This window comes from Rhizobium sp. TAL182 (genome assembly GCF_002117725.1).
Lineage (GTDB): Bacteria > Pseudomonadota > Alphaproteobacteria > Rhizobiales > Rhizobiaceae > Rhizobium > Rhizobium esperanzae.
This window is the reverse complement of sequence record NZ_CP021024.1, coordinates 1294431-1320513: the sequence shown is the minus strand read 5'-3', so window position 1 is coordinate 1320513 and position 26083 is coordinate 1294431. Positions and strand designations below refer to the sequence as shown.

Sequence of the window (26083 nt, the reverse complement as noted above, 5' to 3'; positions counted from 1 at the left end):
CAGTCACGTTTTGCCGGATCATCATAAAAACAATGTGATAACCAGCGAACAGACCCGTGGCGGGGCGAGCCGGACAGACCGACACCGGCACGAATAGTCTCGCGCCCGGCAACCCTACCCATCGGCAAGCTTCGTTGCCAGGAAGTCGATGAGGACTCGGGCAGCCATCGGCAGGTGCTTACGGGAAACATACAGGGCATGGATGCCAAGCGTGGCCGGCTGCCATGCCGGCAGGACGACAATCAACTTGCCGGCCTGAACCTCCTGATCGGCGGCAAAACGCGGCAGCATGGCGATGCCGAGACCGGACAGAGCGGCCCGGCGCAGGGCGACAGCGTCATTTGTCTGGAAGGTTCCTTCTACCGCAATAACGATCTGAGATTCGGAACTCCTCAGCGACCATTCGCTCCCTCCAAGATGGGTGTAAGTGAGGCACCTGTGGCGGTCGAGATCCTCCGGTCCTGTCGGAATTCCGTATTTCTCGAGATACTGCGGCGAGGCATAGAGCAGCGACGAGCACTGTCCGAGCCGCTTTGCGATCAAGGATGGATCCAGGCGGTTGGCGATCCTTATCGCCAGATCGATGCGGTCCTGCACGAGATCGATCGCTCGATCGGAAATTTGTAAGTCGACCTTGATGCGCGGATAGAGGTCGGCAAAATCGGAAAGAAGGGGAATGAGCTGCGCCTCGGCGAGGATGGCGGGCGCCGTCACCCTGAGAAGACCGTGCGGCGTCTCCGCATGAGTTGCGACCTCCGTCACTGCGTCGGCAACACGGACGATGTCCCGACACATGTCGAGAACGCGTTCGCCCGCCGATGTCAGGCTGAGCTGTCGCGTCGTGCGGTGGAGCAGCCGTGTTCCCGACCAGTCTTCCATGGCCGCGATGTAGCGCGAGGCCATCGCTCGGGACATGCCCAATTCTTCGGCTGCAGCCGAAGCGCTGCCGCGCTCGACAGTCTTCAAGAGCACTTTCGCGGCAATGATCCGATCCATCTATTCGCTCGATTTATGCAACATTCTGTCGACCATAGTGACGTTTATCTTTGATCCGCGCAACATTATATCTCTCTCAAACACAGGGAGATCGCAGTGACCACCGATATCGAACTTCAATATTTCTTCGACCCTTTCTGCGGCTGGTGCTACGCAAGCGCCCCGGCCCTGGCTGGTCTTGCCGACAGATTTCCAGATCGCCTCAGGATGCTCCCCTCCGGCCTTTTCGTCGGAGCAAGGCCGATCTCGTCGATATCAGATCATGCCTGGCGCAACGACCAGAGGATTGAGGTTCTCACCGGACAGCGCTTCTCCAAGGAGTACCACCAGAACGTCCTGCTGGCGCCGAACGGCGTTTTCGACTCGGGACCCGCGACGCTTGCGCTCACCGCACTTGGCGAGCACGCCACGCACCTCGAGCCTCGTTTCCTGCATGCCGTCCAGATCGCGCGTTATGTCGACGGACGCGACACTTCCAACGTTCAGGAAGTGGCGACGGTCGCCGTTCAGGTGGCTGCCGGGCATGGCGTCGAACTAAGCGCTGAGATCTTTGCCGAGAAGCTCCGGAACGACCCGGCTCTCAGCGAGCGCACGCTGGAGCGGATGGAAGAGACCCAGCGTCGGATGAATATCCTCGGCATTCGCGGCGTTCCGCAGCTCGTCGCCCGCATCAACGGCCATGCGCACGTGCTGAGCGGCGAGGTGCTCTATCAAGGTCCGGCTCATCTCGTCGCGGCACTCGACGAGCTCTGCGCCGTCGCCTGAAACATCAATCCCAACCAGGAGCACCATCATGAAAATCGCTCTCATCGGAGCCTCCGGTCAGGCCGGCTCCCGCATCCTGTCCGAATTGTCGGCTCGCGGCCATAGCGTCACCGCGATTGCCCGAGACCCCGCCAAGGTCGCCTCTCTGCCTGATGTCACCGCCGCCGCCGGCGACATCGAGGCGCCTGACGCTCTGGCAAAACTCTTGGAGGGGCATGACGCCGTCATCAGCTCGGTGCATTTCTCCGCCAGCGATCCGGACAAGCTGCTTGGCGCAGTCAAGGCCTCCGGCGTTCGCCGCTACTATGTGGTGGGCGGGGCGGGCAGCCTCGAAGTCGCTCCGGGTGTTCTCCTCGTGAACACGCCCAAATTTCCGGAGATCTACAAATCCGAAGCGCGGGGCGGCGTCGATTACCTCAACAAGCTCAAGGGTGAAAAAGACCTGGACTGGACCTTCCTGTCCCCTTCGGCCGCGTTCGGCCCCGGCGAACGGACCGGCGCCTTCCGCCTCGGCAAGGACGAACTGCTGACGAACGAACAGGGCAGCAGCATTTCCTTCGAAGACTTCGCCATTGCGCTGGCTGACGAAATCGAAGCTCCGGCCCACGTCAGGCAGCGGTTCACCGTCGGCTACTAATCCGATCTCCCCAGACCGAATTCCTTGCCGCAGCGTGGTCGACACCGTTCGGGTGCCGGCTGCGGCAGGTCCTCTCTGCCTCGAAGGCGGAATTAGACTCATCCCAAAACCTCGGAAACCTACGATGATCACCAGACGCACCACTCTCAAGACGATCGCAGCAGCCGCGGCCATCATGATCCCGCTCGCCACATCCGGCGTGGCGCAGGAGAAGTCTCCACTGTCATGGACGGCGTTCAGGACGACTGAGGCGGGCTTCCTGCGCGCGCCGGTCCTTGTGACCGGCAAGACGCAGGCCGTCCTCATCGACTCGAGCTTCAGCTATTCGGACGGCAAGCTCGTCGCCGATGCCATCAAGGCCAGCGGCAAAAACCTCACCACGATCTATATCACCACCAACGATCCCGACTACTATTTCGGTCTCGCACCCGTCCATCAGGCCTTCCCTGATGCCCGCATCCTCGCAGCGCGCGACACCGTCGACCTGATGCGGGAGAAGGCCGAAGGCAAGATCAAGGCTTGGTCGCCTGTTCTGGGCGACAACGGTCCGAAGGCGGTCTCCGAGCTCATTTTCCCGGAAGCAAGCGACATTGACACGCTGACGGTCGACGGCGAGAAGCTCGAAATCGTCACCGCGCCGGGTCTAAAGGATCGCGGCCGCTATATCTGGGTTCCGTCGCTCAGCGCCGTGTTCGGCGGTGTGCCTGTCTTCGGCGGGATGTATCCCTGGGTCGCCGATCTCCCGACCGTCGAAGAACGAAAAGCCTGGGTGGCGGCGCTTGACGCCATCCTCGCCCGCAAGCCCAAGATCGTCGTACCGGGTCACGGCACTCCCAGCTGGCCGATGGATGCTTCCGGCGTCAGCTACACGCGCGATTACCTGATCGCATTTGACGCCGAGGTGGCCAAGGCCGCAGACTCCAAGGCATTGATCGCAGCTATGAAAAAGCTCTATCCCGACGCCGCCATGCCAATTTCGCTGGAACTTGGGGCGAAAGTCGCCAAGGGCGAGATGACCTGGCAGTGACAACAACGGGACTCGCGGCTGATCCGAGCCGCGAGTCCCGCCGTGGCCGCCGTGGAGGCGTCCGTGAGCGAAGTTTGCTTTCCAATATCAGTGACGACGATCAGGACAGCCGGCTCAGGCGCTTTTCCACCCCTGCCAGAGGCTGAGCGCGGAGACTGCGACCAGGAGCAGCCCGGCGCAGCGGCCGACAAAGGCCGTGGCATCGGGATTGGCGACGAGAAGATCGCGGCTGCGGCCGGCGGTCATCGCCAGCGTGCCGTAAATGGCGAACTGGGTGGCAACAGTCATGGCGCCCATGATCAGGCCCTGCTTCCAGACCGGGCCAAATTCCGGCCTCAGAAACTGCGGATAGACGGCAAACATGAAGATATAGGCCTTGGGATTGATCAGACAGGTGACGGCGCCCTGGCGGAAGGCGCGCCAGCCGGAGTGCGCTGTTGCCGGCCCGACCGCCTCGACGGTGATCGAACTGCGCATCAGCGAAATGCCGATCCAGATCATATAGGCGACGCCGGCAAAGAGCAGCACATTGAAGAGCTGCGGCAGCATGGTGACGAGCACACCGACGCCGGCCGCGCCATAGGCCGAATGCACGGCCCCGCCGGCCATGATGCCGCCGGTTGCCGCCAGTCCCCGGCGGATACCGCCGGTCAGCGCATTGGCGAGCACGAAAAGCATGTCCATGCCCGGCACGATGATGATGCCGAAGAGAAGGGTAAAGAAAAGCCAGAGGTTTTCGTGGTAATTCATGTCAGTTACCGCCTTTTCGTCTCGGGGTCGTTTCCAAAGACCCTGATAGATTTCAAATCGATAAGCGGCTCTATACGCAAACCCAACTGACAGTGTATTGTCAGGAGCGTGAGGGATGGGAGAGGCAAAATGCGCAAGGCCTCACGGCTTTTCGAGATCATTCAGATCCTGCGGCTCGCCAGAAAACCGATGACGGCGGCTGTTATGGCCGAGACGCTCGAAGTGACGGTCCGCTCGATCTATCGCGATATCGCCGCGCTCCAGGCGATGCGCGTGCCGATCGAGGGCGGTCGCGGCATCGGCTATATCATGCGGCCGGGATTCGACCTGCCGCCGCTGATGTTTTCGATCGAGGAGATGGAGGCGATCGTGCTGTCGCTGGCGCTGCTCGAACGCACGGCCGACGAGGAACTGAAGCAGGCAGCGCGCCGCGTCAACCGGAAGATATCAGGCGCCGTGCCGCCGCCGCTGCGACAGGCAATGGACACCAAGGCGCTTTATGCCTGGGGCTCGACCGCGCAGCCGGCCGGTTTCGACCTTGCAATCGTGCGCCGGGCGATCCGCGACGAACGCAAGCTGACGCTCGGCTATCGCGACGAACTCGGCCGCGCGAGCGAGCGGACGATCCAGCCAATCGCGCTGATCTACTATTCGCAGACCGCCAATATCGTCGCCTGGTGCGAGTTGCGCCAGGCGATCCGCAATTTCCGCAGCGACCGGGTGGAGCGCTGCACGGCCGCCGAGGCTTTCTTCAAGGGCGACGGCGACCGGCTGCGGGAGCTGTGGACGAGTGGGTGGGCGGAGAAGGCGGCGGTGGGGTAATATTGGGCGTTTGTGCGAACAGGTCTGGCAACCCTTGAGGCACGAGCAAGAAGTCAGCGCTATGCGGCCCGGGAAGGCGCATTCTTGCCTGGCGCAATCCTCGACGCCGCCAAAGGACCGCCGACATCTGCCCCCTCCTCCGTCATCCTCGGGCTTGACCCACGGCTGTCCGGTTTAAATTTGGTGGACATGGCGCACGGTGTTGATTCTACTCGTATTCGGATGTTTGGCGACAATCCCGGACACGAAAGAGGAACAACACCGTGCGGCATCAGAATAGCGTCTTTCATGATCTGTTGAAGCGGATTCCGTGGGCGGCCTTCGAAAGACTTGTGGAGGAGCATCAGGCCGACAAGCACGTGCGGCGGCTGTCGACGAAGAGCCAATTGGTCGCGCTGCTCTACGGCCAGCTTTCCGGGGCTGTCAGCCTGCGCGAAATCGTCGGCGGCCTGCAAAGCCACCGCAGCGGTCTTTACCATCTCGGCGCCCAACCGGTGTCACGCTCGACCCTTGCCGACGCCAATGGCCGGCGCTCGAGTGCGGTTTTCGCCGAGCTGTTCGCGCAGATGGTGTCACGCGCCGGGCGTGGGCTCAAGCGGGCCGTCGGCGAGGCGGTCCATCTGATCGACAGCAGCAGTCTGCGCCTTTCCGGAGCGGGATCGGACTGGGCACGCTTTTCCGATCAGGCCTGCGGCGCCAAGGTTCACGTCGTCTACGATGCCAATGCCGAACGGCCGATCTATGCGGCGGTGACGCCGGCCAATGTCAACGACATCACCGCCGCCAAGGTAATGCCGATCGAGGCGGGCGCCACCTATGTCTTCGACCTCGGCTATTACGATTTCGGCTGGTGGGCGAAGCTCAATGCCGCCGGCTGCCGCATCGTCACGCGCCTCAAATCCCATACCAGATTGGCCGTCACAGAGGAAAAAGCGGTCAGCCCGGATGGAACCATCATGTCGGATCGGGTCGGCCTCCTGCCGCAGCGCATGGCGAAAAGCCGCAGGAATCCGATGAGCGGGCCGGTGCGGGAGATCTGCGTGCAGATCGAAACCGGCAAGATATTGCGCATCCTGTCCAACGATCTCGATGCCCCGGCAGAGGAGATCGCCGCGCTCTACAAGCGCCGTTGGGCGATCGAGCTGTTCTTCCGTTGGGTCAAGCAGACGCTGAAGATCCGCCATTTCCTCGGCAACAGCGAGAATGCCGTGCGCATCCAGATCGCCGTTGCCCTGATCGCCTACCTGCTGCTGCAGATGGCCAAGGCTGACCAGACCACCGTCACAAGCCCGCTCGCTTTCGCCCGCCTGGTGCGCGCCAATCTCATGCACCGCCGCAGGATCGACCGCCTGCTGCAACCCACCGCCACTCCGCCACACCATCTCCACCAGATGAGCCTCCAATGGTAACGAATTTAAACCGGACAGCAGTGGGCTTGACCCGAGGATCCACGCCGACCCCTATTAGCAGCGGGCATGGATCCTCGGCTCAAGGCCGAGGATGACGGAGAATGGGGGTGCGTTCCGCCAAACTCACCGTTGGCGGGTTGGGCGCTTCTTCGCGGAGGCACTCCGCATATCTCGGTCAATTTCTGTTATAGAGCCGGTAAAGCCCGAGCATGAGATAAGGGGGAGTTGGCCGACCTTTATCGGCAGTCTCTCCCAGCCTAATAAACCAGCGTTCGACTCTCTTCCCGGCCGAAGCCGCGGACAGCGATGCGGTCTGTATGGACCTCGACGATAGCGAAGGCGTTTTCGTTCTCGGTGTCGACCACGCCCTTGAAATTGACGAAGTGGCAGGCGCCGGCCTTGCCGTAATTGCCGACGTGGTCGTGGCCGTTGAGATAGGCGACGACATTGTCGTGCGAGGCGAGCAGCGTGACGATGCGCTCGCTGTCCCACATGCCGTGCTCACTCGGCGGATGCACGGGATAGTGATTCATGACGATCACCTTCTCGCCAGTCGCGGCCGCCTCTGCGATTTGATCGCCAAGCCAGGCGAACTGCGCGTCGCTCAGCGCTGCATTCCACCGATGCGCATTCCTGGCGCCCTTCGCCTCCAGCGCGGCCAGCATTTGCGCGGCAAGGGCGCGGTGCGAATGGCCTTCGGGCGGCGCGAAGGTGCTGACCTCGTTGCCGTCGAGCACGATGAAGCGCCAGCCGTGGCGAGAAAAGCTGTAATAGGGCGACGGCATGCCGAGACGTGCGGCAACTTCGGACAGATGCCCCGCGGAGACGGAAAAATCGTGATTGCCGAGCAGGAAGAGCGCCTCGTGCCGGAGCCTCTCATAGACCGGCAGGATATCGTCGAAGCTCTGGAAGCTGCGGTCGATGACATCGCCGAGCGTCATGACGAAGCTCAACTCCCAGCCGTTGAAGACCTCGATCGCCTCGGCGACCTTGGCGAGGCTGTTGGCATAGTAGCGGTCCATGGCCGCATGCGGAGGAATGGCCGCATATTGCGGATCGGCAATGATACCGAAGCGGAAGACAGGATGAGCGGACATGGACATGAGGCGTGGTTAGGATCGGCCCGTGACAGGAATGTGACGCCGGGATGTGAAAACAAACACCCGGCGTTCGGGGAACGCCGGGTGCAAATCAAGGTAGCTGAGAGATCGCCGCCGATGGCGGCAGCCTCGCACCGCTTACTTCGTGGCTTCTTCGTAGCGCTCCAGGACGTAGTCCCAGTTGATCAGGCTGTCGATGAAGGCTTCGAGGTATTTCGGGCGGGCGTTGCGATAGTCGATGTAATAGGAGTGTTCCCAGACGTCGACGCCGAGGATCGGAGTGGCGCCGTGGACGAGCGGGTTCTCGCCGTTCGGGGTCTTGGAGATTTCGAGCTTGCCGTTCTTGACGGAAACCCAGGCCCAGCCGGAGCCGAACTGGGTGGCGCCGGCATTGGCGAAATCGGCCTTGAACTTGTCGTAGCCGCCGAGATCGGAGGCGAAAGCCGCTTCCAGCTTGCCCGGCAGCTTGTTGCCGCCGCCGCCCTTTTTCATCCACTTCCAGAAATGGATGTGGTTGTAGTGCTGCGCGGCGTTGTTGAAGAGGCCGGCATTGGTGCCGAAGGACTTCTTCACGACGTCTTCGAGCGACAGATCCGAAAGGCCGGCTTCGGCGGCGAGCTTGTTGCCGTTGTCGACATAGGCCTTGTGGTGCTTGTCGTGGTGAAACTCCAGCGTTTCCTTCGACATGAAGGGGGCAAGGGCTTCGTAATCATAGGGAAGTTCAGGCAATTCGAAAGCCATGTCAGATCTCCTCTTGGCAATAGATTGCGTCATCGGCAGGTGAGGCGGAACATAGGAGGGGAACGGGGGAGAGGCAACCGGCGAAATATCAAAAAACGACCGGACGGAGGAAAATTTGCCTCAGTTTCAGGGCGGGATTCGGGCGTGGAAAATCGCCCGGCATACCGCCCCGAAAACCGCTTCACCGGCGACCGACACCAATGGAGATCCGATATGAACAGGAATATAATCCCGCATCTCGCCATTGCCGCGCTTCCGTTTCTTGTCCCTGCGGCGCATGCCTCTTCGGACGAAGCGTGGAAACAGCTGGCCGCCGACGTAGAAGCCAAGTGCAGGAAAGCGGCGGTCGCGATCGAGAAGCCGAAGGCCGTCGTCGATCCCTTCGGCACCTTGCATTACGGGCTGGCCCTAATGACGGGGAAGCCGAAGGGGGCCAAGGGGCTCATCGTCCAGATCTGCGTCTATGACAAGCAGGAGAAATCGGTCGAGATCGGCAGCGCGATGGATGCTGAGAAGCTCGGGTTCACGCCGGCGAAATAGCCGCCCACCGTGGCGTTTTGTGACTTCAGTCACATTCCGAGCGGAACCCAAATCCGCTCTCAGGAGTTGAAGTCCGGGGTTTTTAGAGCGCCGCGCCTCTGTGAGGGGCGCTAAGGCGCTCTATGTTTGCGATAAACGCATGATCCTTGCCGAGAATCGATTCCGATTCTCGGGTTCATGCGCAGGGAGGTTCAGGCATGTCGGAGCTTCGCAACCGGGCGGAAGATCAGCAGAAAATCTATCAGCGCTGGGCACCGGTCTATGATCGCGTCTATCGCGGCATTCTGCGCGACGGCCACCACAAGCTGGCCGCGCTTGCCGCCGCGGCCGGCACCGATATTCTTGAAATCGGCGTCGGCACCGGTCTGACGCTTACCCACTATCCCAGCCGCTGCCGGGTGACGGGCATCGACATTTCCGAACATATGATCGCGCGGGCGCGAGAGAAGGTGCAGCGCGAGAAGCTCCAGCATGTGCAGGCGCTCGAGGTGATGGATGCCCATGCGCTGAACTTCGCCGACCAGTCATTCGACGCGGTCTGCCTGCCCTTCGTCATTACGCTGATTCCCGAGCCGGAGCGGGCGCTCGACGAATGCGCCCGGGTGCTGCGGCCGGGCGGCGAGATCATTCTCGCCAGCAAGCTCGGCGACGGCGCCGGCCTGCAGGGGGCGATCGAGGCGGCGGTGGCGCCGCTGGTGCGTCACATCGGCTGGTCCTCCGCCTTCCGCATCCACCGCATCCTCGCCTGGGCCGACCGTCGCGGCGATTTTTCCACGACCGATATTCTGCCGGTCTTTCCGAACGGGTTTTTCAAGATCGTCCGGCTGAAGCAGCGCGGACTTTCGGCCTGAGGTCAAAAGTTTCTCACGCATCGCGGATTCTGATGCTATCGTTCGTCTGAGGGGACTATATGACATCGGATATCTTCTTCTTCATCGCCGTCGGCTTCTGCGCGCAGATCGTCGACGGCGCGCTTGGCATGGCCTTCGGCGTACTGTCGACCACGAGCCTGCTGGCCTTCGGAGTGCCTGCGGCCAATGCCAGCGCCATGACGCATGTGACGGAAATGTTCACAACGGCAGCATCCGGCATTTCGCATGCCTATCATCGCAATGTCGACTGGCGGCTGGTGGCGCGGCTGGCGCCTGCCGGCATGATCGGCGGGGCGGTCGGCGCCTATCTGCTGGCCAATATCGACGGCAAGGTGATCGCGCCCTTCGTGTCGGCCTATCTGCTCGCCATCGGCCTGCTGATCCTCTACAAGGCGTTCCGGCCGCCATCCAGGCGCGAAGTGCGCGACTGGGCGGTGCCGCCTGTCGGACTTTGCGGCGGAATGCTCGATGCGATCGGCGGCGGCGGATGGGGACCCGTCGTCACCAGCACGCTGATCGGGCGCGGCCATGATCTGAAGCGGGTGATCGGCTCGACCAACTTCACCGAATTTGCGGTAACGCTGACGATTTCGCTGACCTTCATCCTGACGCTCGGCTGGTCGGAACTCAATTCGGCGATCGGCCTGATCATCGGCGGCGTCATCGCCGCTCCTTTCGGCGCCATCCTCGTCAAGCGGCTGCCGGTGCGGCCGCTGATGGTAGCGGTCTCGATGGTCATCATCACGACGTCGGCGCTACGAATTTTCTAACTACAGATCCCGCCCGAAATAAACCTCGACCGAGGCGATCTTGCCGCCGCGGAAGCGAAGGCTCTCCATGTTGCCGAAGCTTGCGCCGTCCAGTTTTTCGGCGCGGTAGCGAACAGCGGCCTCATTCCCGTCGATAGCCAGGAACTCGATGTCGATACGGCGGAACAACGGCTCCTTCGGCCAGCAGCGCTCGAAATACACAGCCCGGTCGATATGGTCGTCACGCGGACTGGAGAAGGTGAAATCCTCGGTCAGCATGGCGCCGACAATATCCTTGCGGTCATCCAGATAGGCGGCGTAGAGATCACGGACGGTCTGCTGCCTCGTGCGCATATCGTTCATGGCATATCCTCCGATTAACCGATTGCATCACGCAATCAGTACCTCTAGCACATTTACCTCAAATGATCCAGTTTCGGCGCAATTGCGCCCCGTGATCGAAGTCGAGGCAGGGAATGACCGATACGCAATTGGACGCGGTGAGCGTCAAGGCAGGCTCGATCCACTGGAAGCGCAACCTCACCGTCTCGCTGATCGGATCCTTCACCACCATCGTGGCGATGACGCTGCTGCTGCCTTTCCTGCCACTCTATATCGAGGAGCTCGGCGTGGCCGACCATGCGGCGATCGTGCAATGGTCGGGCATCGCCTATGGTGCCACCTTCCTGGCCGCCGCCCTCGTGGCCCCGCTCTGGGGGCGGCTCGGCGATATTTACGGCCGCAAGCTGATGCTGGTGCGCGCCAGCCTCGGCATGACGCTGGCGATTTCACTGATGGGCATGGCCGGCAATGTCTGGCAGCTGGTGGCGCTGCGCCTCTTCGTCGGGCTCGCCGGGGGCTACTCCTCCGGCTCGATGGTGCTGGTGGCGACGCAGACGCCGAAGGAGCGCTCGGCCTGGGCGCTCGGCGTGCTTTCTTGCGGCATCATGGCCGGCAATCTCGTCGGGCCGCTGATCGGCGGGTTGCTGCCGCCTGTTATCGGCATCCGCGGCACGTTTCTCGCTGCCGGAGCGATGATCTTCCTCGCCTTTCTCGCCACCGCCCTGCTGATCAAGGAGGAGAAGTCGCCGGCCCGTAAACAGGCGGCCAAGGCAAGCGGCGGCTGGAAATCCATTCCCGATAAAGGCCCTGTCGTTGCCATGCTGGCGACCGGCATGCTGTTGATGTTCGCCAATATGTCGATCGAACCGATCATCACCGTCTATGTCGCGCAGATCGTGCCTGATGCCACTGAAGTGACGAAGATCTCGGGTCTCGTCATGTCGGCCGCCGCACTCGGCAGCATTCTTTCCGCCTCCCGGCTCGGCAGGCTCGCCGACAGGATCGGCCACTGGCCGGTCATATCGGGCGCGCTCGCCGTCGCCGGGCTGCTTTTGATTCCGCAGGCATTCGTCACCAGTTCCTGGCAGCTGATCGTCCTGCGCTTCCTGATGGGGGCCGCGCTCGGCGGGCTCCTGCCCTGTATTACCGCCGTCATCCGTCACAGCGTGCCGGACAGCGCGGCCGGCGGCGTTCTCGGCCTGTCCGTCTCCTCGCAATATATCGGCCAGGTGGCCGGTCCCGTCCTCGGCGGCTTTGTCGGCGGCCATATCGGCATGCGGGCGGTTTTCCTCGGCACCGCGGTGCTGCTTCTCGCCGGGGCGGCCTATGCCTGGATAGTGCGGCCGCGCGATCAGAAGACACCAGGCTCAGCTTAGGAGCGTCCGCAGATCAGCTCGACGCCTGAGCGGGCGATTGCCTCCAGCGTCTCGCGGCTGTCGCCGGCGCGGGCGCGCACGGCGAGCGAATGCATGACGGCGGAGGCGAGCCTTGCCAGCATCTGCGGATCGGCGCTCTCGGGAAGCTCGCCGCGTTCGACGGCAAGGCGCATGCGCTTTTCGATCTCGCCATCGAAATCGCTGAGGCTGCGGCCAAGCACCTCGCGCACCCGCTCACGCTCGACCGCCTCGGCCGTCGCCGTGCCGATCAGCAGACAACCGCGGGCGGCGGTTTCGCCGTGCAGATAGATCGCCAGCGCGCTTTCATAGACGCGGGCGAGATTGTCGCGCAGCGGCAGCGACGGGTCGAGCGCTTCGGCCAGAGCATCCATGCCGTCTCGGCGATAAGCCTCCAAAGTATCGAGATAGAGATCCTCCTTGTCGCCGAAGGCGCCGTAGAGGCTCGGGCGGTTGAGTTTGGTCGCAGCACTCAGATTATCGAGCGAGGCGGCGGCAAAGCCCCGGTCCCAGAACACGTCGCGCGCCTTGCCGAGCGCTGCCTTGGCGTCGAAAGCCCTCGGGCGGCCGCGCTTCTTCTCATCCTTCATATTCTGTACCGTTTCGCATTAAATTCTTGACGAAGGCTATTTTATGCGAAACAGTACAGATGTTCAATGATATCGCGCAGGCGGCGTCGACCGCCTGCAGGAGAGAGGAAATTGCCATGAAACTCTATATGAACGCCGCGGCCTGCTCGCTTTCACCGCATATCGTCTGCCGGGAGCTGGGGCTCGACATCGAGCTTGTCGAGGTCAACAGGGAGACCCACCGGGCAAGCGACGGCAAGGACTATCTCGCCATCAACGGCAACGGCTATGTGCCGGCGTTGGTGCTCGACGACGGCAAGGTGCTGACCGAGGGACCGGCGATCGCACAGTTCCTCGCCGACAGCGTGCCGCAAGGCGCGGCGATGCTGCCCGAGGTCGGCAACCTCAGACGCAACGAGGTGCAATCCTATCTGAATTTCATATCCTCCGAACTGCACAAGCCGATGGTGCTGCTGTTCGAGCCGGCTTATGCCAGCGTGCATGCGCAGATCCGCGCCCAGGTCGCAAAGCGGCTTTCCTGGCTGAGTGGCCGTTTTGCCGGACCCTATCTGACCGGCGAGGCCTTCACCGTGGCGGACGCCTATCTCTTCGTCTGCCTGAACTGGTCGCCCTGGACGGAGATCAATCTCAAGCAATGGCCGGCGCTGCACGGTTTCATGGCCCGTGTGGCGGCCCGCCCGAAGGTGCGCGAAGCACTGCGGGCCGAAGATCTCCAGGCCTTCGACGTCGACGGCGTTTATTTTGCGCCGAATGCCTATCTCGCCTCGTCGAATTGGACGGGTTCGCCGGTGCAGCCCTGAACGCGCGCCTCAGAGCGCGTTGACGGCCACCGGCAGCGCGCGCTTATGGGCGGTTGCCCGATAGGCGGCAAGAATCCGGCGGCGGGCGATCTCGCCGACCGGCTTGCCTTCGAGGAAATCGTCGATCTCGTCGTAGCTGACACCATAGGCCTCCTCGTCGGGGCGCAGCGGCCGCTGGTCTTCGAGATCGGCGGTCGGCACCTTGAAGATCAGCTCGTCGGGCGCGCCGAGCCGCTTTGCCAGCAGGCGGACGCGGCGTTTGTTGAGGCCGGCGAGCGGCAGGATGTCGGCGGCGCCATCACCGAATTTGGTGAAGAAACCCATGACCGCTTCGGCCGCATGATCAGTGCCGATGACGAGGCCGCCGAGCGCGCCGGCCAAAGCGAACTGGGCGATCATGCGCTGGCGGGCCTTGATGTTGCCGAGAATGAAATCCTGCCGGCCGGCATCGGCAAAGGCAAGGCCGCCATCTTGAGCGGCGGCCAGCATCGCATCCGCCGCCGCCTTGATGTTGACCACCATCGAGCGGTCAGGGTCGATCGTTGCAAGCGCCTTCGCCGCATCGGCCTCATCTGCCTGGACGCCATAGGGAAGGCGTACAGCGATGAATTCGGCCGCATGGCCGCCATCACGCAGCTCGCGCACCGCCTTCTGAGCCAGCAAAGCCGCCGTCAGCGAATCGACGCCGCCGCTGATGCCGAGGACGTAGCCGCGCATGCCCGAGCCGACGAGATAATCCTTGAGGAAAGCGGTTCGCCGTTGGATCTCCCGCTCCGGATCGATCTCGGTGGCGACACCCAGTTCGCGGATGATCTCGGCTTGTTCGTCGAACAGCACAGTCATTAAGCTCCTCCTCCCGGCTTACGGAATTCCGGCGCCACTATGGCGAAAAGATGGGGGAAGACGAAGCCGTTTCCGGCAGACCTGCCATGCGTTTTATGCAAGTGGGCGGCGAGGCTCGAACAGGTCAAAGACGGATAGACTGGTTTCGCCGGCTACCGCACACCTACCGTACAATCGTAAACAGCTCCACTGGCTCGGCAAACCCCTTCAGCCCCTGTGCCCCGACCGACATCACATCCCCTGCCCCGGCTTTTTCGCGGAATGGCTCAGACATCAGCAAGGCCTCGCCCAATTCACTGCAGGCGGTCTGGATGCGGCTGACCAGGTTGACGTCGCGGCCGATCAGGGTGAAGTCGAGGCGGCGGCCGGAGCCGATATTGCCGTAGCTGACCTCGCCGTAATGCAGGGCGATGCCGGCCTTCACGCCGATGCCGTTGTACTGGAAACGGTCGATCTCATCGAGGATGGCGCGGGCCGATGCCAGGGCCGCGCCGCAGGCATGGGCCGCAGCGTAGCCGGGAAAGAAGGCAAGCACGGCGTCGCCCATGAATTTCAGCACTTCGCCGCCTTCCCGGGTAATGGCCGGGACAACCCGATCGAAATAGGCGTTGAGAAGACCAAGCACGGTGCTGCCGGCGAGTTTATTCGACAGCTCGGTAAAGCCGCGCAGATCGCAGAGCAGCAGGGCGGCCTCCATCGATTCGATTTCACCCTGGCGGATGCGGCCGGCCAGAATCCGGCTTGCGGTCAGCGGACCGACATAGGTGTCGAGCAGGCTGAGCTCGACCTGGCGAAGAATGCGCAGCTCGCTGGTGTTGCGCAGCGCCGGCAGAATGCGCTCGATCACCTGACGTTCGGAGGCTGTGAAGCCGGCCGGCCGCCTCGTGCCGAAGACGGCGGCGCCGACCGGCCCGTCGATATTGCAGAGCGGCGCGATGACAAGCTGCATCAGACCGCGATCGGCGAAAACGTCGATATGCTGCCAGCGGCCGTGCACGCTTTCGCCGGGGCCAACCACCAGCGGCTCCCGGGTTTCCATGACCTTGCGCAGCGGCGTGTTTGAAATCGCGACCCGTGCGCCATGTTCGCGGTCGTGGATCTCGACCGGCTCGCCCGGCGCCCAGGCAATGGTGCGGCCGACGAGCTCGGGATGCAGCGTCATCAGATGCAAGGTCAGCCGGTCGAGCGGCAGGCCGAGCGCCTGAAGCCTGCGGCCGAGGCCGGAAACGAGGCCTGCTTCGTCGAGCGCGTGGCATTCATCGCCGGAGAGCCATTCGATGATGGCAAGCAGCGCGCCGGTGCCGACGGCATTGGTCTGCTGTTCGGCGGCTGGAGCATAGATTGCGGTTGTCATGGCTTCTTCTCCTTGACCCGGTGGCGCTAATGGGCGCCGCCGCCCGAGAGCTGACCGGGTTTCTTCAGTAGCAGGATCGCAAGCAAGGCGACGACGAGCGCAACGCCGAGCAGGAAGAAAGCGTCGCTGAAGGCCATGATATTGGCCTGCTTTCGTATCTTGAGCGCGATGGCGACCATGGCCTTATGGCTGGCGAGCGCCTGGTCGCTGACGCCATGGCTCATGAAGTAGGCGGTCAGCCGAGCGATACGATCGCGGGTGGCCTCCTCGAAAACCGAGACCGAGTGGGTGAGGATGTTCGAATGGTACTGCTCGCGCTTCGACAGGAAGGTCTGCAGCAAGGCGATGCCGACCGCGCCGCCGAGATTGCGCATCATGTTGAACAGCGCCGACGCCGAGCCGGCATTCTCCTGCTCGATGCCTGCAGTGGCGATCGCCGAGAGTGGGGTGAAGACCAGCGCCTGGCCGATGGCACGGACGATGTTCGGCCAGAAGAGCTGGTCGCTGGCATAATCGCCGGTCATGTGCACGTTCATGAAATTCGAGGCGGCGAAGAGGGCAAAGCCGACGACGATCAGCAGGCGGACGTCGAAACGCTTCATCAGGCGCGGCACCAGCGGGATCAGCAGCAGCTGCGGAATGCCGGTCCAGGCGAGAACCATGCCGATCTGCTCGGAATTATAGCCCTGGATGCGGGTGAGATAGATCGGCAGCACGAAGACCGAACCGTAAAGCGCGATGCCGAGCAGGAAATTGGCGACGATGCCGAAGCCGAAATTACGGCGCAGCAGCAGACGGAGGTTCAAGAGCGGATGAGCCGCTCTCAGCTCGATGACGATGAACAGGGTCAGCGAGACGACTGATATAACCGACAGGCGCAGGATGAAATCGGAGCCGAACCAGTCTTCCTTGTTGCCCTCTTCCAGCACGGTCTGCAAGGCGGCCAGGCCGATCGCCATGGTGACGATGCCCGGCCAGTCACCTTTGGCGAGCAGTTTCAGGTTCATCGGCGTCCGATCGAGCGAGGCCCAGAGCAGGCCGACCATCAAGGCGCCGGGCACCAGATTGACATAGAAGATATATTCCCAACCCCAGTTCTCGGTGAGGTACCCGCCAATCGTCGGGCCGATCGCCGGTGCGAAGGTGGCCGACAAGGCAAAGAGGGCAAGGCCGATCGGCTGCTTGGCCTTGGGCAGCAGCGTGATGATGATGGTGAAGGCCATCGGGATCAGCACGCCGCCGGCAAAACCCTGAACCGCCCTCAGGACGATCATCTGCTGCAGATTGGCCGCGAAGGCGCAGGCCACCGAGAAGATCAGGAAGAGGATGGCGTTGGCCAGCAGATAGTTGCGCAGCGAAAAGACCCGCGCCAGCCAGCCGCTGAGCGGAATGACAACGATTTCGGCAATCAGATAGGAGGTCGAGATCCAGCCGCCGTCATCGGTGCCGGCGCCGATGGCGCCCTGGATATCGGCAAGCGAGGCATTGACGATCTGGATGTTGAGGACCGCCATGAAGGCGCCGAGTGTCGAGCCGACCACGGCCGACCATATGCGGAGCGGGCTCGTGACGGCAGGCGTCGCGGGCGCTGCCGCGGCGGGGCGCGCAAGCGAATTGCCGTTTGCGGCGATCTGAAGCGTGGCCATGCCCTATCTCCTTCCGGCTGTTGCGGAAACTTTCTGACGATGGGTTCTGCGATCTTTCGGGAGGAGAAGGATCATCCAGCGTGGCTGGACAATTCCTCCTCGGCTTGTCCAGAGGCCTGGGAAGCCTCGCTCTGGACAGCCTTGGTATCGACTTGGGGCTCGACCGACATGCCCGAGCGCAGCAGCCCGCTCAAAGCCTCGTCGTCGATGACTATCTTGACGGGGATACGCTGGACGATCTTGGTGAAGTTGCCGGTGGCATTGTCCGGCGGCAGCAGCGAGAATTCCAGACCGCTTGCCGGCGAAACGCTGTCGACATGACCCTTGATGGCGATATCGGGAAAACTGTCGACCTTGATCTCGACCGACTGGCCGGGACGGACATAGGTCAGCTGCGTTTCCTTGAAATTGGCGACGACATAGACCGAATGCAGCGGCACGACGGCCATCAGCTGGGTGCCCGAGGTGACATATTGGCCGACGCGGATCGAACGGGCGCCGACCGTGCCGTCGACGGCGGCGACGATATCCGTGTAGGAGAGGTTGAGTTCGGCCTGGCGAGCGGCGGCCGCAGCCCGATCGCGCTGGGCCGCCGCCTGTTCCCGCTCAGTCCGGAGCACCGGCACCTTGTTCTCTGCCGCGACGAGCGCTGCCCGGTCGCGTTCGACGGCGGCAGCGGCCTGGTCGCGTGCCGACTGGGTCTGTTCGGCGCGCGACTGGGTGCCGGCGCCGTTGGTGATCAGGCGGGCGGAGCGAGCGGCATCGGAGACGGCAAAGTCCAGCGAGGCCTGCGAAGCGTCGATCGTGGCCTTGGCCTGCGCGATGACCGACTGTTGCAACGCGATCTGGGCATCGATGTTGGTGATGGCGGCCTCGGCTGCCTTGACGTCGGCTCTCGCCTGCGAGAGCGCCGCCTGGAAGTCGCGGTCGTCGATGCGGGCGAGAACCTGGCCTGATTTGACCACGTCGTTGTCGTTGACGAGAACCTGCTTGATATAGCCGGCAACTTTTGGCGCGACAGTGGTATAGTCGGCCTTCACATAGGCGTCGTCGGTGGATTCGATGAAACGGCCAACCGTCCAGTAGCGATAGCCGAAATCGCCCGCGAACGCGGCGCCGGCAAACAGTGCTGCGGCGATGACCGCACGCTTGAGCATCCGGCGGCCGGTCTTTTCAGGCGCTTGCGCGACCGGGGTTCCGGTCATGGGTGTTGCGGGTGCCTCGGCGGCGGGCGCCCTGGCGGCCTCCTCGGCCAAGATGCGCTCGGCCTCTCCAGCACTTTCGAAAACCTGCTTGCGGGGTAGCTCGACCATCGTCCTTTTCCTTCGTCTGTCGCCCTGCTTAGGCGAGGCCTGTTCAATGCGAAGGAAAATGCGCTCTGCCATTCACTTTGATAATCTGCTTAAATCAGGAAGGATCATCAACTCTCAGCGGATAATCCGAGGGCAATATGGATCGGCTGACAAGCCTTGCAGTTTTTGGCCGCGTCGTGGAATGCGGCGGTTTTTCCGCGGCCGCGCGCCGGCTGAACATGTCGGTCACCATGGTCGGCAATCATGTGCAATCGCTGGAGGAGCGGCTCGGCGTGCGGCTGCTCAACCGCACGACGCGCAAGGTCAGCCTCACCGAAACCGGCAAATATTATTATGAGCGCTCGGCGCAGATTCTCGCCGAACTCGACGAAGCGGACCGGACGGCGAGCGCGCTGAGCACGACGCCGCGCGGCACGCTGAAGGTCTATACCAGCGGCTCCATCGTGCGTTTCCTGCTGCCCGTCTTCAGCGAATATATGGAGCTCTATCCGTCGATCTCGGTCGATTTCAGCGTCGGCGAGCGGATGGTTGACATGATCGAGGATGGCTACGACCTTGTCATCCGCACCCTGCCGCCGGATTCGTCGCTCATCGCCCGCAAGCTAACGCCGTGGCGCCATATGCTCGTCTGCTCCCCTGCCTATATCGACAGCCATCCGATCCCGCTGAAGCCGGCCGAAATCGCCGATCACAATTGCCTGCAATATGCCTATTACCCTTATGGCGATGAATGGCGCTTCGAGGATGGCGACGGCCGGCAGGAGAGCGTCAAGATCGGCGGCAATGTCGTCTCGAACAATGCCGAGATGCTGCGCTTCCTGACGCTGAACGGACGAGGCCTCTTCCTGGCGCCGAGCTTCGTAGTGTTCGACGACATTGCCGAAGGGCGGCTGATAAAGATCATGCCGGATTATCGGCCGGTGGAATTCACCATCAACGCCGTTTATCCCAACCGCAGCCATCTGCCGACGAAGGTGCGGCTGTTTATCGATCTCTTGGCGGAGAGATTTGCGGAACATCGGAAGTGGATGACGTGACGGGGTGATTCAACACAGCGGAGCTCGGCAGCAATGCCGATCGGACATCAAAATGCCTCGACTCGCTGGACATCATTCGACGTTTAGAAACAACGAGGTGAATGTGTCGGTTGAGCACATAGACATTTGGAATGTTCGGCGAATGGTCATCGCCGCTTTTCTTGGCACCGCATATGCCGCCTACGATCGCGCCTTGGATTTTTGGCCGCTTGGTTTTGCCAATGGGCTACGAGGACTCTTTGATCTGTTGGGCGGTCCGCTGCTCGTTCTTTCGGTCGTGGGCATACTGCTCGTTTGGTTTATTAGCGCCATTGTTGCCCTATGTCGACGTCGACTCCGTGGGACGGCGAGTAGCTTCATCGCCATCATCATTGTTCCGGTTTGCTTTGGGACGATCGTCACCGTGCCACTCTTCGATCCTTGGCTGTGGTACGCCATTTTCAATAAATCGAGTTTCGAAGCTGCCGCAGCCACGAGTGCTTCTTCACAGAACAGTCCAAAGTTTGCCATCATCGATGCGCGCGACGTTTCGACGGGTATCGCCGGCGTGAGTCTCAATCATTTCGTCGCTCTCATTTACAGCGAAGGCGATCCACACAAACATGTTTATAGCGACAGCGATGAAGAAAAACTGGCATCCAATTCGGTGCTGACGCACCTCTACGGCAATTTCTACAGGCGAGATGAGTACTGGTGACGCCCCATCGGTTTGAAGTTGTCATTGGTGGCTTTACAGATGGCTCCAAGGGGAACGACCGCGCCAGCCCTGCGCTTGCGCTCCGGGCGTTCGTCATTGCAATCGATTCACTGGATCGATTGCTCCCGCTGCGCGGGACCATTCCTCACTCCTCGCTCTCGGTTCTGCCGTGGGCCCAGTTCATGTAGAGCTCCAGCGCCTTGCGGGTGACCGGGCCTTCCTGGAGGTTGCGGTCGTCGAGGCGGGTGACGCCGACGACTTTGGAGTAGTTGCCGGTGGTGAAGATTTCGTCGGCGGCGAGGAAATCCTCGACGGAGAGGGTTGCTTCGACGACGTCGAAACCGGCCTTGCGAAGCAGGCCGATGACGCGGGCGCGGGTGATGCCGGCGAGGAAGGTGCGGTTGGCGGCCGGCGTCATCACCACGCCGTCGCGCACCAGGAAGACGTTCGACGAGGCGGTTTCGACGACGTTGCCGTTGAGGTCGCGCACCAGCGCATTGTCGAAACCGCGGCTGCGGGCCTCGGCGATCATGCGGCCGCTATTGGGATAGAGCGAGCCGGTCTTCGCCTCGGTCATTGCCGTTTCCGGCGACGGACGGCGATAGGGCGAGACGGTGAGGCTGGTGCCGGCATGACCGCCCATCGGCGCCTCGAACAGGCAGAGCGCGAAACGGGTCGATTCCGCATCGACGGAGACGATGCTACCGGCCGAACCATGTTCGCCCCAATACATCGGCTTGATGTAGATCGCCGTCGCGCCATCGAATCTGCCAACGCCTTCCCAGGCAAGCGCGGCAATCTCCTCGGCTGACTTCACCGGCTTCAGCCCCATGGCGAGCGCCGAGCGGTTGACGCGCTGGCAATGCAGGTCGAGATCCGGGGCGATGCCGTCGAACCATCGGGCGCCGTCGAAGACCGTCGAGCCGAGCCACATGGCATGCGAGGTCGGCCCGATCAGCGGCGGATTGCCGGGAAGCCATTCCCCGTCGACATGAGTCCAGGTGGTGGAACGCGGTGATGTATCGACGGCCATTGCTGTTCTCCCTTCAGAATCCGGGAAAGCAAAAACCCCGGTGGCAAGCCGGGTCAAGGACAAATCCCGGCCGGAAATACGGAAGCAAGAAAATGCCGGGGGACAGCGTCCGGCCGCAATATTCGTGCGCGACACCTGCGGCGTGTGCGATGGGTGCATCAGCAAAAATGATCGAATCTCTGTTGGAATGGCGGGCTGGCGCATGCGATCATGAGGAGAAATCGCCGGACAGCAGCAAGGGAGAACGCCGATGAAAGCCATGTATTATGAAGCCTTCGAGCAGGCGCCCGAAATCCGCACCCTGCCCGATCCGACGCCGACTGAGGATGGCGTCGTCATCTCCGTCGGCGCCAGCGGCCTCTGCCGCAGCGACTGGCACGGCTGGATGGGACACGATCCCGATATCCGGCTGCCGCATGTGCCTGGACACGAGCTTGCCGGGCGGGTCGTCGCCACCGGCCGCGGCGTGATGCGCTTCAAGGTCGGCGACCGGGTCACCGTGCCCTTCGTTTCCGGCTGCGGCCATTGCAGCGAATGCCATTCCGGCAACCAGCAGGTCTGCCCGAACCAGTTTCAGCCGGGCTTCACCCATTGGGGCTCCTTCGCCGAATATGTGGCGATCGACTATGCCGACACCAATCTGGTGCACCTGCCGGAGACGATCGACGATGCGACGGCGGCAAGCCTCGGCTGCCGCTTCGCCACTTCGTTTCGCGCCGTCGCCGACCATGCACGCACCGGTCCCGGCGAATGGATCGCCGTGCATGGCTGCGGCGGCGTCGGCCTGTCGGCGATCATGATCGCCACCGCGCTCGGCGCCAATGCGATCGGCATCGACATATCGGAGGAGAAACTTGCCTTCGCCAGAGAGTGCGGCGCGGTGGCGACGGTCAATGCCGCAAGCGTTGCCGATGTGGCCGAGGCGGTGCGCGAAATCACCAAAGGCGGCGCGCATGTCTCGATCGACGCGCTCGGCCATCCCGCCACCTGCTTCAACTCGATCAAGAATCTGCGCCGGCGCGGCCGGCATGTGCAGGTTGGGCTGATGCTCGGCGAATATGCGACGCCGCAAATCCCGATGGCGCAGGTGATCAGCAACGAACTGGAGATCTACGGCAGCCACGGCATGCAGGCCTGGCGCTACGACGCCATGCTGTCGATGCTGGCCGCCGGCAAGATCGCGCCGCAGAAGCTGATCGGACGGCGGATCAGCCTGGAAGAGGCCGTACCGGCGTTGATGGCGCTCGACAAGGCCGAGGGCACGGGGATCAGCGTGATTACGCGGTTTTCGTGAGGGAACGGGGCCCTGCCTGCCGGTGGCGGCCGGAAGGGTCGCCTTGGTCTATGCGCCGCTTCTGTGTCGGCGGCATTACGGGATCCGGGTCATTTCCACGCAGCCGGCGAGGCGTTGCCGGGCCTTGCGGAAGTGGCCGGGCACACCGATATCAGCCGCGACGCCCTCATAAGGCGTATGTTGTCGCGTGATCCGGCGATCTGCCCCCACAACGGGGCGGTTGTCAAAGGCCGCGCAAAGGTCTAACGGCTGCGCCCGCTGGAAAAAGCCTATAAGAAGAAGAAGAAAGAGACATGATGTCCAACTCATTTGTGACAAAGCCTGCGGGCGAAGAGGCGAAGCGCTTTTTCGTCCTCGGCGACCGCATCGAACGACAGGTCCGTATCCGCGGAACCTGGCTCAATATTTTCGACGTCACCGTACCACCCGGCAGCCGGACGCCGAAACACGCGCATGCAAGCCCGGAAGTATTCCGCATTCTCGAGGGTCTTTTGACGATCTGGCGGCTGACCGACAGCGGCCCAGAAGAGATCGAGGCCGGTGCTGGCGACATCGTCACGATCGCGCCCTTCATGGTGCATGGCTATGCCAACCGGGGAACCGTTCCGGCGGTGTTTTCGGCGATCGTCGATCGCGACATGGCCGAATTCATCGAAGCGGAAGGCACGAGCGAGCCGCTGAAAGCCCCCTCGCCCGAGACCATCGCCCGGATGACGGCCGCCGCCAATGCTTATGGGATCACCATTCTGGCGGCCTGACGGTTCGAGCGCGTGATGCCGGTACGTTCGAGCATCTTCGGCATCACGCAGACATGTGAATCGCCCCGAAATTCCCAGCCGGAAGCCATGTTCGCCGCCGTTTTCGAAACTGTCACATCAAGACGCTATAGGGAATTCGCCCAGCGCCTCTTGCGCCGGACCCGTTTCACCGCCAAAATTGCGCCATGCCCGATAGCGACCCATCCAGTACAAGCTCCGCCCGCTCAAGCCGGAAAGCCGCGGCAGAAGATGCCGGCGCTGACTGTAGACGGTGTGGCGATGTCCGCCTCGCACCCAGCCGGGCTCGCACAGAAAGCTTTGCCGATGGGTGATGCGCATATATAGCGTCTCTGCGAAAGCCCCGCCGCCTTGCCTTATGCGGCATTAAAACCTCAACGAATAGGGTCCCTGTGTTTCTGGAAATTGGCATTGTGGCGTTTCTCACCATCCTGAATGGTGTGCTCGCCATGTCTGAGCTCGCCGTCGTGTCTTCTCGAACGGCACGCCTGAAGGTTCTCTCCGACAATGGGAGCAAGGGTGCAGCTCAAGCCATCAAACTTGCCGAAAACCCCGGTCGCTTTCTCTCCACGGTTCAGATCGGCATCACGCTGGTCGGTGTTCTCTCCGGCGCTTTCTCCGGGGCCACGCTCGGCGGCCGCCTGACAGCATGGCTGGAGGCGCAGGGGATGTCATCGACGGCTGCTGACGCCATCGGCGTCGGTTCCGTCGTCGTGGCTATCACCTATCTCTCCCTGATCGTCGGCGAACTTGTTCCAAAGCAGATCGCATTGCGGGAACCCGAAGCGGTTGCGGCGAGGGTCGCACCCGCCATGGCGATGCTTTCAAAGATTGCGCTGCCTCTCGTCTGGCTTCTCAACGCCTCGGGAAATCTGATGCTCAAGCTGCTCGGCCAGACAGGAAAAGCCGGCGATAACGTCTCGGACGAAGAGATCAAGACCGTTCTGGCCGAGGCGCAGTCGGCGGGCGTCATCGAGAGCGAAGAGTCCGCGATGATCTCTGGCGTCATGCGGCTGGCGGACCGCACCGCCCGGGCGCTGATGACGCCGCGGCGGGACGTCGAAATTATCGATATCGATGACAGCCTCGATGAAATCCGGGCGCAGTTGCACCGGACGAAACGGTCTCGATTGCCGGTTCGCAAAGGCAGCTCCGACGAGGTGATCGGCATCCTTCCGGTCAAGGATTTCTACGACTCGATATCCGAACACGGCAGCGCCGACATCAAGGCTTTGACGCAGGATGTCCCCGTCGTTTCGGACCTTGCAACTGCTACCAGTGTGATTGAAGCGATCAGGAAATCGCCTGTTCACATGGTGCTGGTGTTTGACGAATACGGCCATTTCGAGGGAATTGTCTCGTCGGGCGACATTCTGGAAGCGATCATGGGCGCGCTGCAGGAGGGACCGGTCGACGAGCAGGCCATCGCTCGCCGAGACGATGGTTCCTATCTCGTCTCCGGCTGGGCGCCGATCGACGAATTCGCCGAATTCCTGAATCTCAAGCTCGAGGACGATCTCGAATATCAGACCGTGGCCGGCCTGGTGTTGGAGGAGCTGAAACATCTGCCGGACCTGGGGGAGAGCTTCACGAGAGATGGATGGCGCTTCGAGGTCGTCGATCTCGACGGCAGGCGCGTGGACAAAATCCTTGTCTCTGAAGTGCGCGACTGAGCTCGACGGGGCGCAACATCGACACGATCCGCATCCGCCACATGGAAGACGTGGCTCGACATCAGGAGGTATCGCCATGGCATGGTCCGCCAGCCAATATGTGAAGTTCGAGGACGAGCGCACGCGGCCGGCGCGCGATCTTCTGGCGCAGGTGCCGCTGCAAAGCCTTCGCCGCGCCGTCGACCTCGGCTGCGGCCCAGGCAACTCGACCGAGCTTATCATCGCGCGTTATGGGGCTGGCGGCGTCTCCGGCCTCGACAGCGACATCAACATGCTGGAGGCGGCCCGCAAGCGGCTTCCCGGCACCGCCTTCGTCGAGGCGGATCTCGGCAGCTGGCAGCCGACGGAACCCGCCGATCTGCTCTTTGCCAATGCCGTCTTCCAATGGCTGCCCGATCACCTCGACATTTTCGAGCGGCTGATGGACGGACTTTCCGAAGGCGGGGTCCTTGCCGTGCAGATGCCCGACAATCTCGGCGAACCCTCGCACCTGGCGATGGAAGAGACTGCCCATGCTGGCCCGTGGAAGGCCGCTTTCGAGGCAAAGAGCGTGCGTCGCCAGCCGCTGGCACCGCCGTCCACCTATTATTCCAGGCTGATTGCCAAGGCGGCGCGCGTGGATATCTGGCACACCATCTACAATCACCCGATGGCCGATGCGGGGGCGATCGTCGAATGGGTTAAGGGAACCGGGCTGATGCCCTATCTCGCCCATGCCGGCGAGAGACATCGCGAGGCTTTTCTCGCCGAATATCTAGAACGGGTGGAAAAGGCCTATCCGAAGCTGTCGGACGGTCGGGTGCTGCTGCGGTTCCCACGGATTTTCATCGTAGCGGTGAAGAAATGACCGACTGCGGCCCGATGATGACTTCGCACCAATGGT

General features: G+C 62.3%; 27 protein-coding genes. 16 read left to right on the top strand and 11 right to left on the bottom strand.

Features of this window, described 5'->3' with window-relative positions:
* Window positions 1–114: 114 nt before the first annotated feature.
* Complete coding sequence (locus tag Tal182_RS06740; protein WP_085858815.1) at window positions 115–996, bottom strand: LysR family transcriptional regulator; 882 nt, start codon at window positions 994–996, stop codon at window positions 115–117.
* Window positions 997–1092: 96 nt separating this feature from the next.
* Between Tal182_RS06740 and Tal182_RS06735 the strand changes: the two genes are divergently transcribed.
* The 3 genes from Tal182_RS06735 (at window position 1093) to Tal182_RS06725 (ending at window position 3425) form a co-directional block, all read left to right on the top strand.
* Entirely contained in the window at window positions 1093–1761 is a 669-nt protein-coding gene (locus Tal182_RS06735) for a protein-disulfide isomerase (protein ID WP_085858813.1), read from the top strand.
* Between the two features lie 28 nt (window positions 1762–1789).
* On the top strand, window positions 1790–2398 hold the full coding sequence (locus tag Tal182_RS06730) for an NAD(P)-dependent oxidoreductase (protein ID WP_085858811.1): 609 nt from the start codon (window positions 1790–1792) through the stop codon (window positions 2396–2398).
* Window positions 2399–2522: 124 nt separating this feature from the next.
* A complete protein-coding gene (locus Tal182_RS06725; protein WP_085858809.1) occupies window positions 2523–3425 on the top strand; it encodes an MBL fold metallo-hydrolase in 903 nt (300 codons plus the stop codon).
* Window positions 3426–3539: 114 nt separating this feature from the next.
* Here the strand turns inward: Tal182_RS06725 and Tal182_RS06720 are convergent, their stop codons facing one another.
* Window positions 3540–4175 (bottom strand): LysE family translocator, encoded by a 636-nt coding sequence (locus Tal182_RS06720; protein WP_004680390.1) that lies wholly within the window; start codon window positions 4173–4175, stop codon window positions 3540–3542.
* Between the two features lie 129 nt (window positions 4176–4304).
* Between Tal182_RS06720 and Tal182_RS06715 the strand changes: the two genes are divergently transcribed.
* Both Tal182_RS06715 and Tal182_RS06710 read left to right on the top strand, forming a co-directional pair.
* The gene (locus Tal182_RS06715; RefSeq protein ID WP_085858807.1) at window positions 4305–4997 is read left to right on the top strand and encodes a YafY family protein; all 693 of its coding nucleotides are present in this window, start codon (window positions 4305–4307) and stop codon (window positions 4995–4997) included.
* 263 nt (window positions 4998–5260) lie between these two features.
* Window positions 5261–6406 carry an IS4 family transposase gene (locus Tal182_RS06710; protein WP_085858327.1) on the top strand — a complete coding sequence of 382 codons (1146 nt, stop codon included), beginning with the start codon at window positions 5261–5263 and terminating at the stop codon, window positions 6404–6406.
* Between the two features lie 257 nt (window positions 6407–6663).
* On the opposite strand, the gene Tal182_RS06705 is transcribed toward Tal182_RS06710, so the two are convergent.
* Window positions 6664–7509, bottom strand: a complete 846-nt coding sequence (locus tag Tal182_RS06705) for a metallophosphoesterase (RefSeq protein ID WP_085858805.1) — start codon at window positions 7507–7509, stop codon at window positions 6664–6666.
* A 135-nt stretch (window positions 7510–7644) separates the two neighbouring features.
* Window positions 7645–8247 carry a superoxide dismutase gene (locus tag Tal182_RS06700; protein ID WP_004672907.1) on the bottom strand — a complete coding sequence of 201 codons (603 nt, stop codon included), beginning with the start codon at window positions 8245–8247 and terminating at the stop codon, window positions 7645–7647.
* Between the two features lie 213 nt (window positions 8248–8460).
* On the opposite strand from Tal182_RS06700, the gene Tal182_RS06695 reads away from it, so the two are divergent.
* The 3 genes from Tal182_RS06695 to Tal182_RS06685 all read left to right on the top strand — a co-directional run bounded on the left by Tal182_RS06695 (window position 8461) and on the right by Tal182_RS06685 (window position 10429).
* Window positions 8461–8787, top strand: coding sequence for a hypothetical protein (locus Tal182_RS06695; protein WP_085858803.1), 327 nt, complete (start codon window positions 8461–8463; stop codon window positions 8785–8787).
* Between the two features lie 197 nt (window positions 8788–8984).
* Window positions 8985–9638, top strand: a complete 654-nt coding sequence (locus tag Tal182_RS06690) for a class I SAM-dependent methyltransferase (protein ID WP_085858801.1) — start codon at window positions 8985–8987, stop codon at window positions 9636–9638.
* Window positions 9639–9697: 59 nt separating this feature from the next.
* Window positions 9698–10429: a sulfite exporter TauE/SafE family protein gene (locus Tal182_RS06685; protein ID WP_004672902.1), complete on the top strand. Its 732-nt coding sequence runs from the start codon at window positions 9698–9700 to the stop codon at window positions 10427–10429.
* Here Tal182_RS06685 and Tal182_RS06680 read toward each other — a convergent pair whose 3' ends face one another.
* Window positions 10430–10771 (bottom strand): nuclear transport factor 2 family protein, encoded by a 342-nt coding sequence (locus Tal182_RS06680; protein WP_085858799.1) that lies wholly within the window; start codon window positions 10769–10771, stop codon window positions 10430–10432.
* A 113-nt stretch (window positions 10772–10884) separates the two neighbouring features.
* On the opposite strand from Tal182_RS06680, the gene Tal182_RS06675 reads away from it, so the two are divergent.
* Window positions 10885–12126 (top strand): multidrug efflux MFS transporter, encoded by a 1242-nt coding sequence (locus tag Tal182_RS06675; protein WP_085858796.1) that lies wholly within the window; start codon window positions 10885–10887, stop codon window positions 12124–12126.
* On the opposite strand, the gene Tal182_RS06670 is transcribed toward Tal182_RS06675, so the two are convergent.
* Window positions 12123–12734 (bottom strand): TetR/AcrR family transcriptional regulator, encoded by a 612-nt coding sequence (locus Tal182_RS06670; protein WP_085858794.1) that lies wholly within the window; start codon window positions 12732–12734, stop codon window positions 12123–12125. The genes Tal182_RS06675 and Tal182_RS06670 overlap by 4 nt on opposite strands.
* Window positions 12735–12850: 116 nt before the next feature.
* On the opposite strand from Tal182_RS06670, the gene Tal182_RS06665 reads away from it, so the two are divergent.
* A complete protein-coding gene (locus tag Tal182_RS06665) occupies window positions 12851–13534 on the top strand; it encodes a glutathione binding-like protein (protein ID WP_085860869.1) in 684 nt (227 codons plus the stop codon).
* 9 nt (window positions 13535–13543) lie between these two features.
* Here Tal182_RS06665 and nadE read toward each other — a convergent pair whose 3' ends face one another.
* The 4 genes from nadE to Tal182_RS06645 all read right to left on the bottom strand — a co-directional run bounded on the left by nadE (window position 13544) and on the right by Tal182_RS06645 (window position 18690).
* On the bottom strand, window positions 13544–14377 hold the full coding sequence (gene nadE, locus Tal182_RS06660) for an ammonia-dependent NAD(+) synthetase (RefSeq protein WP_085858792.1): 834 nt from the start codon (window positions 14375–14377) through the stop codon (window positions 13544–13546).
* Window positions 14378–14540: 163 nt separating this feature from the next.
* Window positions 14541–15731: an adenylate/guanylate cyclase domain-containing protein gene (locus Tal182_RS06655; RefSeq protein WP_085858790.1), complete on the bottom strand. Its 1191-nt coding sequence runs from the start codon at window positions 15729–15731 to the stop codon at window positions 14541–14543.
* 26 nt (window positions 15732–15757) lie between these two features.
* The gene (locus tag Tal182_RS06650; protein ID WP_085858787.1) at window positions 15758–17377 is read right to left on the bottom strand and encodes an MDR family MFS transporter; all 1620 of its coding nucleotides are present in this window, start codon (window positions 17375–17377) and stop codon (window positions 15758–15760) included.
* 71 nt (window positions 17378–17448) lie between these two features.
* Window positions 17449–18690 (bottom strand): HlyD family secretion protein, encoded by a 1242-nt coding sequence (locus tag Tal182_RS06645; protein WP_085858785.1) that lies wholly within the window; start codon window positions 18688–18690, stop codon window positions 17449–17451.
* Window positions 18691–18827: 137 nt separating this feature from the next.
* On the opposite strand from Tal182_RS06645, the gene Tal182_RS06640 reads away from it, so the two are divergent.
* Together Tal182_RS06640 and Tal182_RS06635 are read left to right on the top strand one after the other, a co-directional pair.
* Complete coding sequence (locus Tal182_RS06640; RefSeq protein ID WP_085858783.1) at window positions 18828–19727, top strand: LysR family transcriptional regulator; 900 nt, start codon at window positions 18828–18830, stop codon at window positions 19725–19727.
* Between the two features lie 142 nt (window positions 19728–19869).
* Window positions 19870–20424 (top strand): hypothetical protein, encoded by a 555-nt coding sequence (locus Tal182_RS06635; protein WP_085858781.1) that lies wholly within the window; start codon window positions 19870–19872, stop codon window positions 20422–20424.
* A 145-nt stretch (window positions 20425–20569) separates the two neighbouring features.
* Here the strand turns inward: Tal182_RS06635 and Tal182_RS06630 are convergent, their stop codons facing one another.
* A complete protein-coding gene (locus tag Tal182_RS06630) occupies window positions 20570–21457 on the bottom strand; it encodes a branched-chain amino acid aminotransferase (protein WP_085858779.1) in 888 nt (295 codons plus the stop codon).
* Window positions 21458–21707: 250 nt separating this feature from the next.
* Here Tal182_RS06630 and Tal182_RS06625 point away from each other — a divergent pair, with 250 nt between their 5' ends.
* The 4 genes from Tal182_RS06625 to tam all read left to right on the top strand — a co-directional run bounded on the left by Tal182_RS06625 (window position 21708) and on the right by tam (window position 26047).
* On the top strand, window positions 21708–22751 hold the full coding sequence (locus Tal182_RS06625) for a zinc-dependent alcohol dehydrogenase family protein (RefSeq protein WP_085858777.1): 1044 nt from the start codon (window positions 21708–21710) through the stop codon (window positions 22749–22751).
* 293 nt (window positions 22752–23044) lie between these two features.
* Window positions 23045–23509: a cupin domain-containing protein gene (locus tag Tal182_RS06620; RefSeq protein WP_085858775.1), complete on the top strand. Its 465-nt coding sequence runs from the start codon at window positions 23045–23047 to the stop codon at window positions 23507–23509.
* A gap of 410 nt (window positions 23510–23919) precedes the next feature.
* Window positions 23920–25200 (top strand): hemolysin family protein, encoded by a 1281-nt coding sequence (locus Tal182_RS06615; RefSeq protein WP_064801198.1) that lies wholly within the window; start codon window positions 23920–23922, stop codon window positions 25198–25200.
* Between the two features lie 76 nt (window positions 25201–25276).
* Window positions 25277–26047 (top strand): trans-aconitate 2-methyltransferase, encoded by a 771-nt coding sequence (tam, locus tag Tal182_RS06610; RefSeq protein WP_085858773.1) that lies wholly within the window; start codon window positions 25277–25279, stop codon window positions 26045–26047.
* Window positions 26048–26083 lie beyond the last annotated feature (36 nt).